Source organism: Flavobacterium plurextorum, assembly GCF_024638035.1.
Classification (GTDB): domain Bacteria; phylum Bacteroidota; class Bacteroidia; order Flavobacteriales; family Flavobacteriaceae; genus Flavobacterium; species Flavobacterium plurextorum.
The window spans coordinates 2,323,148-2,338,987 of sequence record NZ_CP100442.1 but is presented as its reverse complement, the minus strand read 5'-3'; the positions used below and the strand labels follow the sequence as shown (position 1 = coordinate 2,338,987).

General features: G+C 33.7%; 12 protein-coding genes. 1 reads left to right on the top strand and 11 read right to left on the bottom strand.

From position 1 onward, the window contains the following. Positions 1–17 precede the first annotated feature (17 nt). The 11 genes from NLG42_RS10335 to NLG42_RS10285 all read right to left on the bottom strand — a co-directional run bounded on the left by NLG42_RS10335 (position 18) and on the right by NLG42_RS10285 (position 14,453). Entirely contained in the window at positions 18–1,052 is a 1,035-nt protein-coding gene (locus tag NLG42_RS10335) for a glycoside hydrolase family 43 protein (protein WP_257683681.1), read from the bottom strand. Positions 1,053–1,075: 23 nt separating this feature from the next. Then, complete coding sequence (locus NLG42_RS10330) at positions 1,076–2,509, bottom strand: MFS transporter (RefSeq protein WP_089056897.1); 1,434 nt, start codon at positions 2,507–2,509, stop codon at positions 1,076–1,078. A 319-nt stretch (positions 2,510–2,828) separates the two neighbouring features. Further along, positions 2,829–3,938 carry an endo-1,4-beta-xylanase gene (locus NLG42_RS10325; protein WP_257683680.1) on the bottom strand — a complete coding sequence of 370 codons (1,110 nt, stop codon included), beginning with the start codon at positions 3,936–3,938 and terminating at the stop codon, positions 2,829–2,831. Positions 3,939–3,985: 47 nt separating this feature from the next. Continuing rightward, positions 3,986–6,589, bottom strand: coding sequence for a glycosyl hydrolase 115 family protein (locus tag NLG42_RS10320; protein WP_257683679.1), 2,604 nt, complete (start codon positions 6,587–6,589; stop codon positions 3,986–3,988). 183 nt (positions 6,590–6,772) lie between these two features. Continuing rightward, complete coding sequence (gene uxuA / locus NLG42_RS10315; RefSeq protein ID WP_257683982.1) at positions 6,773–7,936, bottom strand: mannonate dehydratase; 1,164 nt, start codon at positions 7,934–7,936, stop codon at positions 6,773–6,775. A 157-nt stretch (positions 7,937–8,093) separates the two neighbouring features. Beyond that, positions 8,094–8,831 carry an SDR family NAD(P)-dependent oxidoreductase gene (locus tag NLG42_RS10310; RefSeq protein WP_089056913.1) on the bottom strand — a complete coding sequence of 246 codons (738 nt, stop codon included), beginning with the start codon at positions 8,829–8,831 and terminating at the stop codon, positions 8,094–8,096. A gap of 132 nt (positions 8,832–8,963) precedes the next feature. Then, positions 8,964–11,117, bottom strand: coding sequence for an alpha-glucuronidase family glycosyl hydrolase (locus tag NLG42_RS10305; RefSeq protein WP_257683678.1), 2,154 nt, complete (start codon positions 11,115–11,117; stop codon positions 8,964–8,966). 298 nt (positions 11,118–11,415) lie between these two features. Then, a complete protein-coding gene (locus tag NLG42_RS10300; RefSeq protein ID WP_257683677.1) occupies positions 11,416–11,961 on the bottom strand; it encodes a YbhB/YbcL family Raf kinase inhibitor-like protein in 546 nt (181 codons plus the stop codon). A gap of 88 nt (positions 11,962–12,049) precedes the next feature. Next, entirely contained in the window at positions 12,050–12,886 is an 837-nt protein-coding gene (locus NLG42_RS10295; protein ID WP_257683676.1) for a helix-turn-helix domain-containing protein, read from the bottom strand. Between the two features lie 26 nt (positions 12,887–12,912). Beyond that, entirely contained in the window at positions 12,913–13,944 is a 1,032-nt protein-coding gene (locus NLG42_RS10290) for a LacI family DNA-binding transcriptional regulator (protein ID WP_089056902.1), read from the bottom strand. 71 nt (positions 13,945–14,015) lie between these two features. Further along, a complete protein-coding gene (locus tag NLG42_RS10285; RefSeq protein ID WP_257683675.1) occupies positions 14,016–14,453 on the bottom strand; it encodes a PepSY-like domain-containing protein in 438 nt (145 codons plus the stop codon). Positions 14,454–14,591: 138 nt separating this feature from the next. Here NLG42_RS10285 and NLG42_RS10280 point away from each other — a divergent pair, with 138 nt between their 5' ends. Then, positions 14,592–15,605, top strand: coding sequence for a proline-specific peptidase family protein (locus NLG42_RS10280; RefSeq protein WP_257683674.1), 1,014 nt, complete (start codon positions 14,592–14,594; stop codon positions 15,603–15,605). Positions 15,606–15,840 lie beyond the last annotated feature (235 nt).

Sequence of the window (15,840 nt, the reverse complement as noted above, 5' to 3'; positions counted from 1 at the left end):
TTATTGATAACTAAGGTTTAATCCTGTAATCTTCTTATTCCATAAGGATCGATCGTTACGATTGAACCATCCTCGAGATAATCGATTTTGGCTACTTTCATACTTCTTAAATGCGTTACACCTTTTGATAAACTTGAATCATGATAAAATAAATACCATTCGCCTTCTACTTCACAAATAGAATGATGCGAAGTCCATCCTACAACTGGATTCAAAATTCTTCCCTGATATATGAATGGTCCATATGGATTGTCGCCAATCGCATAACAAATAAAATGGGTGTCTCCTGTTGAGTAGGAGAAATAGTATTTTCCGTTGTATTTATGAACCCACGAAGCTTCAAAAAAACGACGATCATTATCGCCTGCTAAAATTTTATTTCCGCTTTCATCGAGAATTTTAATCTCTTTTGGTTCCTCAGCAAACTCCAGCATATCATCACGAAGCAAAGCCACAATTGGACCTAAAGCAGACTCTTTTCCAGAAGGTTCTTCATTATCTTGATCGTATTTATTATTTCGGTATTTCTGCAGTTGTCCGCCCCAGATTCCTCCAAAATAAATATAATGTTTCCCATCTATGTCTTCAAAAACTGCAGGATCAATGCTGTAACTTCCTTTTATCGCATCTGGTTCTGACTTGAAAGGCCCAGAGGGAGAATCACTGATTGCTACTCCAATTTGGAAAATTCCGTTGGCACGTTTTGCTGGAAAATACAAATAATATTTTCCATTTTTATGTGCTGCATCTGGCGCCCACATTTGCTTTTCGGCCCAGGCAACATCATCAACATGCAGTGCAACACCATTATCTACGGCTTTGGATGAAATGCTGTCCATCGAAAAAACGTGATAATCTTCCATTCCAAAATGATCGCCGTTATCGTTAAAAGGAATTCCTGCATCTATATCGTGCGACGGATAAATATAAATCTTCCCATTGAATACATGTGCCGACGGATCGGCCGTGTAAATGTGAGAAACTAAAGGCTTTGAAATCGCCAGTTCATTAATTTCCTCGAAATTAATTTGTTCAATGCTATCTTCAGGCATAGTGCTATCTTTATTTTAAATAATTAAGTTCTTCTTTCTTTTAACTCAGTTTCGATCTGTACTTCCATTTGTTTATTGATTTTATAGAAAAACAGTAATCCGGCTCCAATTAAAAATGGAATTGCAGGAAAAATGCTGACCAATAATTTGATTCCGTTAATCGCAGATTCAGTTTGTACGGCAGAATTTGGCACATAATGAAAATATCCTAAAAACAATGTTGTTAAAGCACCGCCAATACTTAATCCCGCTTTTAAACCTACCATCATAGCAGAGAAAATAATAGCTGTCGCACGGCGATTGTTCAACCATTCTGAATAGTCAGCAACATCAGCAATCATCGCCCAAAGAATCGGGATTGTGATTCCGTAGAAAAATCCGTGCAAAATTTGAGAGAAAAATATCAAACGAATTGATGCTGGCGGAAAGAAATAAAAAGCGATAATAAACAACGTTGAAATGAATAAAAACAATCCGAATACATTTCGTTTTCCGTATTTATCCGCCAGGTTTTTAGATAACGTAATTCCGATAATCATAAAAATTATTCCACCGGCATTAAACAATCCAAATCCAGCTGAAACGGGATCATTACCAAAATGATTCAATCCAATATTGGACAAAGTATCTAAAATAGGCTGAATAAAAACTGCCAATTGTTCTTTATCTACATAGTTTTCAAAATAATACACATACGAACCGCCTTTCATTGCCAGCGTAATAAAAACCAAAGTGGTAAGCGAAAGCATAATTATCCACGGTCTATTTTTAACTAAATCGCTTAAATCTTCTTTTACACTTGATTTCTGTTCTGGTTTTGGAATAATCCTTTCTTTTGTTGTCAAAAAAGTGATTAACAACATAATAGTTCCAATAATCGCCAAAACTGTCATTACTTTTTCGATACCAATTGCTTTGTCTCCGTTTCCAGCACTTTTTATAATTCCCAGCATGAAAACCTGAACAAAAAACTGGGCAAACATAACCGCCACAAAACGATAGGACGACATGCTGTTTCTCTCGGACATATCACCTGTAATTACACCGCTTAAAGCTGAATACGGCAGATTATTTCCTGCATAAAAAAGCAGTAATAAAGTATAGGTTACAACGGCATAAATTACTTTTCCTTTATAAGCGAAATCTGGAGTTGAAAATGCTAATAATGCCACTACTCCAAGCGGAATTGCGGTTGCTAGAATCCAAGGCCTGAATTTTCCCCATTTGGTACTCGTTCTATCTGCTAAAACTCCAATTATCGGATTAAAGATAAAGGCGGCAACTAAACCAACAACTAACATAATAATAGAGGAATCTGTTGGCGATAATCCGTAAATATCTGTGTAGAAATATGCCAAATACGTCATCAAAGTTTGAAAAACTAAATTGGCTGCCAAGTCTCCTAAGCTGTATCCAATTTTTTCTTTGATGGATAATTTTTGTGAAATGTTATTCATTTTGTGGTTTGTGGTTAGTTAGTTTCGTTAAATCCTAAAATTAAGAATTTTTGTTTTTTTGTCATTTTGAGGAAGGAGAAATCACACTCGGGATTCAACAAAGATTGGCGACATACTTTGCGGAGCTTCTAGTGTTATTTCTCTCCCGAAGCCTCGGGATCGAAATGACAAGATTGTGTTGAATTTCATTCAAAACAATCGGTTGTGTAAAATTATACAAAAAAACATATTGTGCAAATTTAGTTTGCTTTATTTCAAGAATATTTTTAAAAACAACCGATTGTTAATATTATTTCAATTGAATGCTGTTTTTGAACTATTATTCTTCAATTTTCTTCAACTTTAAAATGCTGTCGTAAGCTTGTTTATGTTTCAAAGCTGTATCAAATGGAAGCGGATAATTGGTTCTTCCTTTTATCGGCCAATCATTTAGCCAGGATTGTCCATCATAAACTCCCCAAAAAGTAACTCTGCTAATTTTGTCTTTATGTTTTAGAAACAGTTTAAAAATTGATGCATAACGCTCTGCTAACTGCGTTTGAACTGAATCTGGTAATTTTTCAGGATATGGATTCATTTTGGCACTTCCTTCAAATTTCTGATTTATATCGGCTCCTTTTAAATCCCACGGATTTGGCAAAACGGTAATATCCAATTCTGTAAAAGCGACTTTAATTCCTAAAGCCGAATATTCTAAAATACTTTTTTCGATTTCTTCTAATGACGGACTTTGCAATCTCCAATGCCCCTGAATACCAACGCCGTCAACTTTTCCTCCTGCAGCTTTTATTTTTTTGATCAGAACAATTGCTCCCGCTCTTTTTGCAGGCTCCTCGATATTATAATCATTGTAATATAACTCCGCTTTTGGATCGGCTTTTTCAGCGAGTTTGAAAGCATCAACTAAATATTTTTCGCCAAGCGTTTTCAAAAAAACAGACGCTCTCAAAGTTCCATCTTCATTCAATGCTTCATTTACGACATCCCAAGAATTGATTCTGCCTTTGTATTTCGAAACAATCGTTGTAATATGATCTTTCATAAACGCTTTCATTTCAGTGCTATCCGCAATTTTTTCCATCCATGGCGCTAATTGACTGTGCCATATCAAAGTATGTCCATGAATGAACATTTTATTCTTTTCGCCGTAAGCCACAAATTTGTCTGATAAAGTAAAATCATATTTATCTTTTTGCGGATGCGTATACATCGATTTCATTATATTTTCTGCGGTAATCGCATTAAATTCTTTTGTTATCAACGAATCGACTTTTTTGTCTTTTTCTTCAATTTGATCCACACTTAAAGCCGTACCAATATAAAAATCGTTTTTATAGGCATCTTTTAATGAAGCCGTTTCTTTCTGCGACGTACAACTCAAGGCCAGCATAGTTGTGACGGCAACTAAATAAGGTTTAATAAATTTCATATATTTTTGGTTTAATAGTTAATCATTTCTACGTTAAATTTAGTTTGTCAATCCTTTCTAAAACTTTCTGGCGGCCCTAAATACGACTTCAAGACTTTTCCTTCTTCTGTTTCAATTACAATCTTCTGAAGTACCAAAGCTGGATCGATCGCATAAATTTTCAAAACATGATTTCCTGCATTTTCAATTTCATGTTTTGAAATAATGATTTTAATATTATTGGCAACCGATTCTGCCCAAGCTTTCTCGGAAGAATCTGCGTTGAGATTCATGATTTGCGGTTTTTCATCATCAAAGCCAATTCCATATTTTAATCCGTCTCCAATTTTAAAATTGATTGTCGGTGAAAAATGAGCGTTTACTTTAATTTTTCCTTTACTAAAAAAATGAATATTGTATTCTAACCTTGGTGAGTGCTCCGAAATTTCAATAGCCTTTATGTTCGAAGGTTTCAAAGTAACACCAGACTCTGTTCGCCCAATGTTCGGAATTATTGTCCATTTTACCATGTCAGAATGTATTGCTTTCGAATAATTTTGAGCTTCAATTGAAATATATCCATTATTCTCAACAAAGCCATGAACATGATCTAAATCTCTATTATTAATGAGTGTTTCAGCCTTTGGCGAATCCTCAGCAGAAATTCCTGCTTCAACTTGGTTTGAAATTTCGATTATTTTCGTTTTTGGGATCACATTTTTTCCCGGTTGCTGCCAGTTATCATAACCAATATGTGTTTGTGACATCATATGATTCCATTTCCCGTTTGACAATTTCGTATGATAATAATTCGTCAGTAAACTGTCCTTTTCGAATAATGTTTTTACTTTTTCAGCATACACATTTGCAATGAGATTTCCTTGTTCTGCGTATAACTGATTTTTAGCTGCTGCAACATACAATTCATTTAAATTGGCACTTACCAAAACTGGAAATAAAATGAGCTGATAAAAAGCATCTTTATATTCTGGTCTCAATTTTTCATTTATCGAATTGGCCTTTTCGACCAATTTTTGATAATCTGCCACAACACGATCTGCTTCCTTATAATTTATAATACTATAAGTCTTAGTATCCAATAATTCAGGTTTTCTGCGTGAATTGTATTTGGTGTATAACTTTAAAATCTCGGCAATTTCTTTTGGAAACTGATTGCCAAAATTTTCTTTTGTCCAATTCACATAATATTGTTCTAAATTTCCGGCATTAAATTTTTCAGGATTCCATGCCATATCTAAGAAAAATTCAATCGGAAATTCCATTGGCTTAATATCGCCCACATTTACAATCCAAATTTTATCGACGCCATATTGATACGCCAAATCCATTTGCTCCCAAACACGTTCGATTTGGTTTGTGTTGATCCATTTGTAATTTCTTGGTCCACCAACATAATCGTAATGATAATAAATGCCATAACCGCCTTTTCTTGGTTTTGCATCGAGTTCTGGCAGTTTGCGAATATTTCCCCAATTGTCATCACAAAGCAAAAGGGTAATATCATCAGGAACTGTCATTCCTTTATCATAATAATCCTGAACTTCTTTGTAAAGTGCCCACATTTGAGGTGTTTCTTCGGCTGGTTTTTTAGTAACTTCTGCAATAATATTTCTTTGAGTTTTTACGATATTTTCTAATAAACCAATTGCAGTTCCTTCAGTCATCGGTTCGTCGCCGTCACCTCGCATTCCAACAGTTACAATGGTTTCTTTATTTCCCATTCTTTTAATTCCGTCTTTCCAAAAATTAATCAAAGCTTCAGAATTGGTATTAAAATCCCATTTTCCATTTGATTTTCCCCATTCTGCATGTGCTCTAGTTAAAGGTTCGTGATGAGAAGTTCCCATTACAACTCCATATTCATCTGCCAAAACTGCATTCTGTTGATCTTCGACATAAAACATTCTACCCCACATTGCCGGCCATAAATAATTGCCTTTCATTCGCAGAATCAATTCAAAAACTTTATCGTAGAATTTCGAATTAAATCCGCCAAATTTCTCAAATACCCAGCCCGACAAAGCTGGAGCTTCATCATTTATAAAAATCCCTCTATATTTTACTTTTGGTTCTCCCTGCGAATGAATTCCAGGTAAAACATGCAATTCCGATTGTTTTCTAATAGGAACATCGGCCCAATAATACCAAGGCGAAGCACCAATTTGATTGGATAGATCATAAATTCCATAAATCGTTCCTCTTTTATCTGAACCTGCAATAACCAAAGCTTTTTTGATTCCTTTAAACGGATTTTCGACAACTTGTGTGGTAAATTTTTCCCATTTTCCGCGAAGTTGGTTTGCATCAATTTTACCTTCTTTAGCTAATTGATCAATGATTTCACTTTTTCCCAGTGTCCCAATAATTACGACAAAATTCTGAGCTTCTAAAATGGTATTGATGCGTTTTGGATGTAAATTCGAAACCTGAAAAATGTCATTTTCTAAATGTCCTGCAACTTTTAAAACGCCTAAAAAATCATTCTTGCTGACTAAAATCGAAGCTGTTTTTCCTTTTGAAACCAAAGGAAAGTTTTTAGTAGAACCCTTATTGACTATATATTTCTCTGGATTTACAGCATACGATTTTGTACTTAATCCGATTAGGAAAAGCAACAGAATTAGATATGAAGTTTTAATTTTTAAACACATAGAATCACAGATTTTCTTTGCTTATAAAAAGGCGTTTCACTTGTTTAAATAAACATAGTTTTACCATTGTATACCTAAAATCTTCGTAAGCAGCTCCGCAACAAGAATCCAATCTTTGCAGCGTTTCTCGTGAAGACTCCTCGTTCTTCGGAATGACAAATAGTACGTATTATTTCAATACTATTACAAATTCAATTTATAAGCAATTCCCATCTCCAAACCTCTTAACTCAGCAAGACCTTTTAATCTTCCTACCAGAGAATATCCAGGATACGTTTCTTTCGATTCGTCAACCGAATGTAGAAAACCATGATCGGGACGCATTGGAAGACTTATTTTTGTTTTATTCATCAGCATCAATAATTTCTCTACGATAATTTCCATATTCGCATCACCATTTAAATGTTCTGATTCTCTAAAAATAGTTTCACTTTCACGAATGGTATTTCGGAGGTGCAAAAAATGAATTCGATCACCAAAATCATCTATAATTTTCTCCAGATTGTTATCCGGATTTGCCCCTAAAGAACCTGTGCAATAACACAAACCATTTGCGTTTAAGGGCACGGCTTCCAAAATAGCCTTAATATCTTTTTCTGTAGAAACAATCCTCGGAAGTCCTAAAACTGAAAACGGCGGATCGTCAGGATGAATCGCTAATTTTTGTCCATTTTTCTCCGCAATTGGAGCAACTTCGGATAAAAAGTAAATCAAGTTTTCTCTTAGTTTTTCATTATCAATATTCGCATAATTATCTAATAAAGATAAAATCTGTTCTGCCGTAAAATTGATTTTACTTCCCGGCAATCCCAATAAAACATTTTTAAACAACAATGCTTTTTCATCTTCTGACAAATAGTTTCCAAACTGTAATGCTTTTTCTTTTTCTGCATCCGAATAATCATTTTCTGAATTTGGTCTTTTTAGAAGAAAAACATCAAAATAGGTAAAAGCATCCTGATTGTATAGCAAGGCTTTACTTCCATCTTCATTGATAAAATTATGATTAGTTCTAACCCAGTCCAGAATCGGCATAAAATTATAAGTGATAATTTTTATTCCGCACTCCGCCAGATTTTGTAAACTGATTTTATAATTATCGATGTATTGACGATAATTTCCTGAAGCTCTTTTAATTTCTCCATGAACAGGCAAACTTTCAACAACAGTCCATTCTAATCCGGCTTCTTTAATAATTTGTTGTCTTTCTTTTATTGCTTCAATTGTCCAAACCTCTCCAACCGAAATTTGATGCAAAGCCGTTACAATTCCTGTTGCGCCAGCTTGTCGAATGTCAATCAGCTTAACATTATCACTTGGTCCGAACCATCGCATGGTTTGCTGCATTTTTATCATACTTAACTTTTGTAAAAATTAATTAAACACATAGAGACATAGATTTAAATTGGCTTGAAAAAGTTTTAAAAAAAACTAGTTTCTAACACACAGCTATGCCTTGTAAACAAAGAAAAACTATGATTCTATGTGTTTAAAAATTAAAAAATTAAAACCCAATACTATTTCCACCATCAACAGGCAAAACAGTTCCTGTTGTATATTTTGATTCGCTTAAAGCGAAGTAATAAACGGCATCGGCAATATCCGAGGGTTCTCCTAAAAATCCCATTGGTGTTCTTCCTAAGACTTTATTTTTTCTTTCGGGATCATTATCCAAAGCTGTTGACGACATTTTAGTTTTAATAAATCCTGGTGCAATACAGTTCACACGAATGCCAGACGGAGCCAATTCAACTGCCATTGCACGCGTCATAGATTCAATCGCACCTTTACTCGCGGAATAGGCAATTACTTTTGGAATTCCGTATTGTGATGCCATTGAACTAATATTAATTATGCTTCCTCCTCCATTCTCTTTCATGTTTTTTACCACTTCTCGGCTCACAGCAAAAACACTCAAAAGATTGGTATGAATTATCTTTAAGAAATCTTCATCGGTTACATCAGCAAATTCTTTCTTCATATTGATCCCAGCATTGTTGACCAAAATATCAATTGGATTATTTTTTGTAATACTTTCGATCATGGCAGGAATTCCTTCCAGCTCATTTAAATCGAAGATTACTGGAATAGCATTTTCTCCAATTTCCTTACAGGCGTCTTCTGTCTTTTCTTTTGATCTTCCAATAATGTAGGTTGTGATTCCATTGTCACAAAATTTCTTTGCTGTTGCAAATCCTAAACCTGAATTTCCTCCGGTTACTATTGCTGTTTTTTTACTCATAATTTTTAAAATATATTTATCGAACGCAGGTGACACAGATTCTCTATCGCAAAGACGCGGAAAAAAACAGATTTTTCCAATAAAAGCAAAACAAAAAAACCGTGTAAATCAGCGTTATAATTACTCCATTTATTATCCATTTCCTGGTGCAAAAGGAAATTTTAGTGATTTAAAATACTCTAAAGTTTGTGTTGGTTTTTCAACTCCGTCAGGAAGTTCTTTTCCTGAAAATTGCTGAAAATACAATAAACAGGCATCTCTCCACCATTTTGCTTCTTTCTGCTGAATTTCGAGCAGCATTTTTACTTCGTTAAAACGTTCGTTGTCAACATACTTTTCAGTTTTATTCCAAACATTCTGCATTGCTGTAACTTGATTTACGCCTTCCTGATATTTAAGCGAAAGTCCGTTCCAAAGCGTTTGTCCATTTTTCAGTTTATAATCCCATGAAACATGATGAAACCATAATAAATCTTGCTCAGAGCATGTCTCTACATTATCAAAAATTTTCTCTATTTCAGATGCATACTGTGCAGTAGCATTGGTTCCCGACTTTGATCTGTCAAAACCAATTCCGTTTTTATCTGCTTTATGATAATAAGTTGGATTCCATTCTGGACGCGATAAATTAGAAATCCAAGGCCCAGGTCCGTAATGATGTCCCGTATCCATAATATGATGTAAACCCAAAGGTGTCATATAATTAACCACAGCTTCTCGCGATTCTATCATCAGACTTTTAACTGGTTTTATGAAATTTTCATCGTTTGAAAAAGTACATCTTAACCATTCATCGGCAATGATTTCTGAATCTAAATACGGATTCCAAGCCAATCTTCCGAAACCATACCAATTGGCCTGTGCAAAAGGATGTCCTGTCCAGTTTAAATCGTTCCCGATATTAGCAACGCCGGCAATTCCGGTTAGTTTGTTTTGATATAAAGTTCCATCAATGACTTTTGCAACAGTTGAACCTTTGCCTTTTTGATACGTATCTGATTCTAAAACTTCCTGAAATAATTTTGGCAGAAAAACTAAGTGAGTGCTAAATCCTAAATATTCCTGCGTGATTTGAAATTCGATCATTAAAGGTGTTTTCGGCATCGCGCCAAATAATGGGTGAAACGGTTCTCTAGGTTGAAAATCAATTGCTCCATTTTTAACCTGAACAATTACATTTTCTTTAAATTTCCCATCATACGGCTGAAATTCAGCGTAAGCTTGTTTTGCCCGATCGTTTGCATCATGTTCAGAATACACAAATGCTCTCCACATAATTATGCCTCCAAACGGAGCAACTGCATCGGCCAGCATATTGGCACCGTCGACATGATCTCTTCCGTAATTTTGAGGACCAGGTTGACCTTCTGAATTTGCTTTCACCAAAAAACCACCAAAATCTGGAATTCGTTTGTAAATTTCAGCAGCTTTATTTTTCCACCAACTAATCACTTCAGCATCTTTTGGATCCGCAGTTTTTAACTTCCCTATTTCAATTGGTGCCGAAAAACGTGCCGTTAAATACACTTTTATTCCGTAAGGTCTAAAAACATTCGCCAATGCTTCAACCTTATCTAAATATTGCGGCGTCAGGATTAAAGCATTTGCATTTACATTCGTTAAAACTGTTCCATTAATACCTATTGACGCATTTGCTCTTGCATAATCAATATAGCGCTGATCGATAAAATCAGGCAGTTTCTGCCAATTCCATAACGAGAAACCTGCGTAACCACGCTCTACGGTTCTGTCCAGATTATCCCAATGGTTTAAGATTCGGATATTTGTCTTTGGTGAATCTGTAATATTTAAGTTCTGGATTGATTTATTTGTCTGCATTAACCTCAAAAAAGTAAAAACACCGTATAAAACTGAAACATCATTTTTTCCTGAAATGATCAACTGCTTTTTATTTTTTAAGTTGATAGATTTAATTATAAAACCTTCGCTGCTTATTTTATCAAAATCTGTTTGTAATGCCTTTTGCAAATCAGAATTTAAAGAAAGTTGAGAACCAACAATCAGATTGTTTTCTCCTTTAATTTCTGATTTAACTTCTAATTTATTTCCCAGCATGCCAACAATTCCGTTTTCCAATTCTTTTACAGAAATATGAGAAGTTTCAGAATTTCCCAGAGAAACAATTCTTTGGATATTACTTTTATATTCTAAAGTAATATCCAAATTGTTTATTCTATCATATTGAAGCCATAATTTATAATCCTTCTGCGCTAAAGCGGAAAAGGAAATCGAAAGAAACAGGAAAACAATTCTTATTGAAGTCATTTACTGATTAGTTTACTCATAAAACTTTATTTTTACCGAATCAACATTTTACATACAAATAATACTATTTGATAAAATTTTAATTTAAAAAATATATTATTCTAAATAAAACAACAATTGCAATCGGTTGCGTAAAAATATAAGATTGTTGTTTAAGAAAAAAATTTTAGCTCTCTTTTTTTATTAAAATATATTTTCATAACAAATAAAAGCAGGATAATTATAAAAACTATCCTGCTTTAACGGGGTTGAATCCAAGATTTAAAATCCTAAAATTTCGATATTCTTAATTTGTTTTTTATCGTTTATAATATGCTACAATACTTGCTTTTGCCAAGGCTTGGTTCCAAAGATTAAAACCAACTACAGCAGGATTTGTATTTTCATTAGTTCCTAATTTATCTGTTTTTAATGCATAAACTGTAATTATATATTGGTGAAACCCATGACCAGCTGGCGGGCAAGGACCTCCAAATCCTTTAATACCATAATCTGTAATACTTTGAATAGCGCCTTTAGGAATTAAATTACTTTTTGTTCCTGCATTGGTTACCAATTCATTTACGTTTACCGGAATATCAACGACTACCCAATGCCAGAATCCGCTTCCTGTTGGCGCATCTGGATCATACATCGTGATGGCAAAACTTTTTGTTCCTTCTGGAGCATTTTTCCATGATAATTCTGGAGATTGATTTTCACCTGAGCATCCAAATCCGTTGAATTCCTGAATCTTAGTAGTTTCTCCTCCTAAATCTTTACTGGTTAGGGTAAATGTTTTTTGGGCAAAAATTGTTGTTGTGAAAATTAAAGACAACACCAAAATTAAATTTAGCTTTTTCATTTTACTTCGTTTTAAAATTTTAAGCAAATTTAGGTTCAGTGATGCCATAGAAACTTTAGAGAAAGGATCAAAAACTATTGATAAAAGTTCAATTTTTCTGATTTTGCTTTGGCGTGACGCCATACTTTAATTTGTAAGCTTGCGTAAAACTAGATAGGTTTTCGTAACCTGCTTCAAAGTAAATTTCTGATGGATTCTTTTTTTCTTGCTGCAGTAAATGATGCGCAAATTCCAATCTTTTATTTTGAAACCATTTTATTGGAGACTCAGCATAATGCTTTTCAAATTCTCTTTTGAATGTTGAAACGCTCATATTGCACAAAAATGCTAGTTCTTTTAAGGTTAATTTACTCAAATGACTATTTTCGATTACCTGAATAAATTTTTGAGAGACATCATCACTGTTTATAGTTAAGGAATACAAAAATTCGGTTCCATACTTTTCGGTTAAATAAAGCATGATTTCTTCAAACTTAACTTCTAGTAATTTGAATTTAATTTCTCCCGAAAGTCCAGCAATATCGATTAAGCTGCATACAAAACGCTGTAAAAAAGCATCATACTCAAAAACATAAACTGATTTATATTCTCTAGCTTCAATTTTACTAAATTCAATCTTTCTAATGAATCGCAGGACAATCTCATTTGAGAAAAACAAAAGTATACTTCTGTAATTTGAAATTTCAGAAAGTTTTTCAGTCATTAAACAATTTCCAGATTTCATTATCAAAAATTGGGAAGGACTTATTGCCAAAGCGGTTGTATCAAAAAATACTTCTTTGTTTCCTTCAAGAAGAAAACTAATTGTATTTTGATTTAAAACAATCTGTTGTTTAGAAATTTCTTTCGAACTACTGTAATCAAAAACATAAACCTGCTTTGAATTTTCAAAATTCAATTCATCTGGAAGTATAACCGTTTGCATTAATGAATAATTTAGTTCTTTCTCATTTATTCTTTACTAGATGATTCTCTGGCAAGTACTTCTGTATTTAAAAAAGTAATTTCTTTTGCATCATCATTTTTAGAAGATTTCAAATTTTTGATAATAATTTCTGCTGCTGCTTTTCCCATCTTTTCCGCCGGATGCGTTATAGTCGATAGATTAGGATCAATAATTTGTGAAATTGGGTCGTTATTAAAACCAATTACTTTAAACTCTTCGGGCACTTTAATACCACGCTTTTTAGCAGTCTGAACAGCACTTACAGCCAAAATATCACCAGGAGCGAATAATCCGTCCGGCATAGGCTTTAAATCAAATAAAGAGTTACTGGCTTTTACTCCGTCTTCATAGGTAACTGAATTCAAATTAATGATTAATTCTTCTTCAACGGAAATATTATGATCTTTTAAGGCTTCTATATATCCTCTTTTTCTTTCGTTATAAAGGTTCCCTAATTCAGAGCCGGCAGTTAAATGTGCAATACGAATACAGCCTTGTTCTATAAGGTGTTTGGTTGCTTTATAACCTGCTGAATAATTATCAATCACAACTCGAAAAGTATTATAATCTTTTGGAACCCTGTCAACAAAAACCAATGGAATATTATTGTTCGAAAACTGATGAAAATGCGCCGTATCTCTAGTTTCCATTGCCAGCGAACAAATTACACCGCTTACACGATTGCTGTACAGTGATTTGGCCATATTTACTTCTTCCTCATACGAGTCATGCGATTGCATAATAATTACAGTATAATCAGATTTTTGAGCCGTAATTTCAATACCACTGATTAAAGAAGATAAAAAAGGCTGTGTAACTGTTGGAATTAAAACACCAATCGTTCTAGTTTTATTTCCGCGTAAACCTGCCGCTAAAGTATTGGGTACAAAACCCATTTCTTCGGCCGTTTTTTTTACTTTTTTAATTGTCTTATCACTAATCGTGTGATGATCTTTTAAAGCACGTGAAATAGTAGATGTTGCCAAATTTAAACGCTCAGCAATATCATAAATCGTTACATGTTTATTTTCTTCCATAAAATAAAAAATAGAATTGTAAATATAAACTATTTTATCTCATTGGGATTAATCATCAGCGACACTAAATTTTATTTATTCTTTTTATCCTTTAGAATCTTTCCCTCTTTTGTAAATTCTAAATCAATATTATTTGTTAAATCAACATCCAAATCTTTGTGTCCGTAATCAATGTGCGTTATTCTTTCGTTAGGATGATTCTTCGCCACATACTCTTTGATGTTATTCGGGATAAAATCAGTTGGAATTGGTTTATCTCCTCCATCAACTTCACGATATGATCCGTCTTTCCAAAATTCAACTTCTGTTCCATCTTTCAGTTTTACTTCAAAACCTTTTTCACCGTGTTCTGCATCTTTTTTAGCACTTACAACTGTAGTATAGCTAAAATGTTTTTTCAAAAAATCTTGTGCAGGTTTTGGCAGTTCCGATACTTCAATTTTCTTCTGTGCACTTGCTGAAATTGCAAGAAATAATAATACCACGGCTATAAATATCCTGTTTTTCATAATTCGTTACTTTATACATAGCATTACTAATTTACGGCAAGAAAAAACCCGATCAAATCTATTTAAGAAACTTTTAAAGTTTTTAGAATCCACAACCTATAATTTGTAACTTAGTATAAACCATTAAATTATAACTACATGCGTTACATTCTAGCTTTTACGATTATATTATTTATGACATCTTGTAAAAGAGAAAATAGTACTGATCTTTCCAATTATTTTACTTACGATCAAAACAATCCAGAATCTGCGGGAGTAAAAATGATTCCCATAAAAACACCGATAGGAGAATTTAAAGTATGGACAAAACGTTTTGGCAATAATCCCAAAATAAAAATCTTATTGTTACACGGAGGCCCGGCAATGACACATGAATACATGGAATGCTTTGAAACATTTTTTCAACGAGAAGGTTTTGAATTTTACGAATATGACCAATTAGGATCTTACTACAGCGATCAGCCGAAAGATAGCAGTTTATGGACAATTGATAGATTTGTTGATGAAGTTGAGCAAGTACGAAAAGCAATTAATGCCAATAAAGAAAACTTTTATGTTCTGGGAAATTCCTGGGGAGGTATCCTTGCAATGGAATATGCACTGAAATATCAACAAAACATGAAAGGATTATTAGTATCTAACATGATGGCAAGCGCTCCTGAGTACGGAAAATACGCTGATGAAGTTTTAGCAAAACAAATGGAGCCAAAAATTCTCGCAGAAATTAGAGCCTTAGAAGCCAAAAAAGATTTCGGAAATCCACGATATATGGAATTATTGCTTCCAAACTTCTACAAAAAACATTTATGTCGATTAAAAGAATGGCCAGACGGATTAAATCGTGCCAGCAAACATGTAAATGGGGAAATTTATACCTTAATGCAAGGCCCAAGTGAATTTGGCATCAGCGGAAGATTAGCCAAGTGGGATATTAAAAATAGACTCCAAGAAATTACAATTCCGACGTTGATGATTGGTGCAAAATACGATACAATGGATCCAAAAGCAATGGAAGAACAAAGCAAATTAGTCAAAAAAGGTCGTTATTTATACTGCCCAAATGGAAGCCATTTAGCTATGTGGGATGACCAAAAAGTCTTTATGAATGGTGTAATTCAGTTTGTACGCGATGTTGATAATAAAAAAATATAAGCATCAATAAAACCCAATTCACTGACATTCACAACCATAACACTAACTAAATAATTACTATGGAGCTTTCTTCTAAGCAGTACTCTTACTCTTTGCCAAATCTTTTATAAGAACTCGTGACAAGGACAATAAAAAACTTTTTTTCTTTGCAAAAGGTATTATCCCTAGCGCACTATCAAATAAATGATGCGCTTTAGTTTTCAAAAAAAAAAAAAACTAAAACCACTATAAACAA

What these genes read in the sequence shown, in the direction of transcription:
- uxuA (WP_257683982.1), bottom strand. Translation starts at nt 7,936, where the DNA reads ATGCAGCAAACCATGCGATGGTTCGGACCAAGTGATAATGTTAAGCTG.
- NLG42_RS10325 (WP_257683680.1), bottom strand. Translation starts at nt 3,938, where the DNA reads ATGAAATTTATTAAACCTTATTTAGTTGCCGTCACAACTATGCTGGCC.
- NLG42_RS10335 (WP_257683681.1), bottom strand. Translation starts at nt 1,052, where the DNA reads ATGCCTGAAGATAGCATTGAACAAATTAATTTCGAGGAAATTAATGAA.
- NLG42_RS10310 (WP_089056913.1), bottom strand. Translation starts at nt 8,831, where the DNA reads ATGAGTAAAAAAACAGCAATAGTAACCGGAGGAAATTCAGGTTTAGGA.
- NLG42_RS10330 (WP_089056897.1), bottom strand. Translation starts at nt 2,509, where the DNA reads ATGAATAACATTTCACAAAAATTATCCATCAAAGAAAAAATTGGATAC.
- NLG42_RS10290 (WP_089056902.1), bottom strand. Translation starts at nt 13,944, where the DNA reads ATGGAAGAAAATAAACATGTAACGATTTATGATATTGCTGAGCGTTTA.
- NLG42_RS10285 (WP_257683675.1), bottom strand. Translation starts at nt 14,453, where the DNA reads ATGAAAAACAGGATATTTATAGCCGTGGTATTATTATTTCTTGCAATT.
- NLG42_RS10280 (WP_257683674.1), top strand. Translation starts at nt 14,592, where the DNA reads ATGCGTTACATTCTAGCTTTTACGATTATATTATTTATGACATCTTGT.
- NLG42_RS10295 (WP_257683676.1), bottom strand. Translation starts at nt 12,886, where the DNA reads ATGCAAACGGTTATACTTCCAGATGAATTGAATTTTGAAAATTCAAAG.
- NLG42_RS10300 (WP_257683677.1), bottom strand. Translation starts at nt 11,961, where the DNA reads ATGAAAAAGCTAAATTTAATTTTGGTGTTGTCTTTAATTTTCACAACA.
- NLG42_RS10305 (WP_257683678.1), bottom strand. Translation starts at nt 11,117, where the DNA reads ATGACTTCAATAAGAATTGTTTTCCTGTTTCTTTCGATTTCCTTTTCC.
- NLG42_RS10320 (WP_257683679.1), bottom strand. Translation starts at nt 6,589, where the DNA reads ATGTGTTTAAAAATTAAAACTTCATATCTAATTCTGTTGCTTTTCCTA.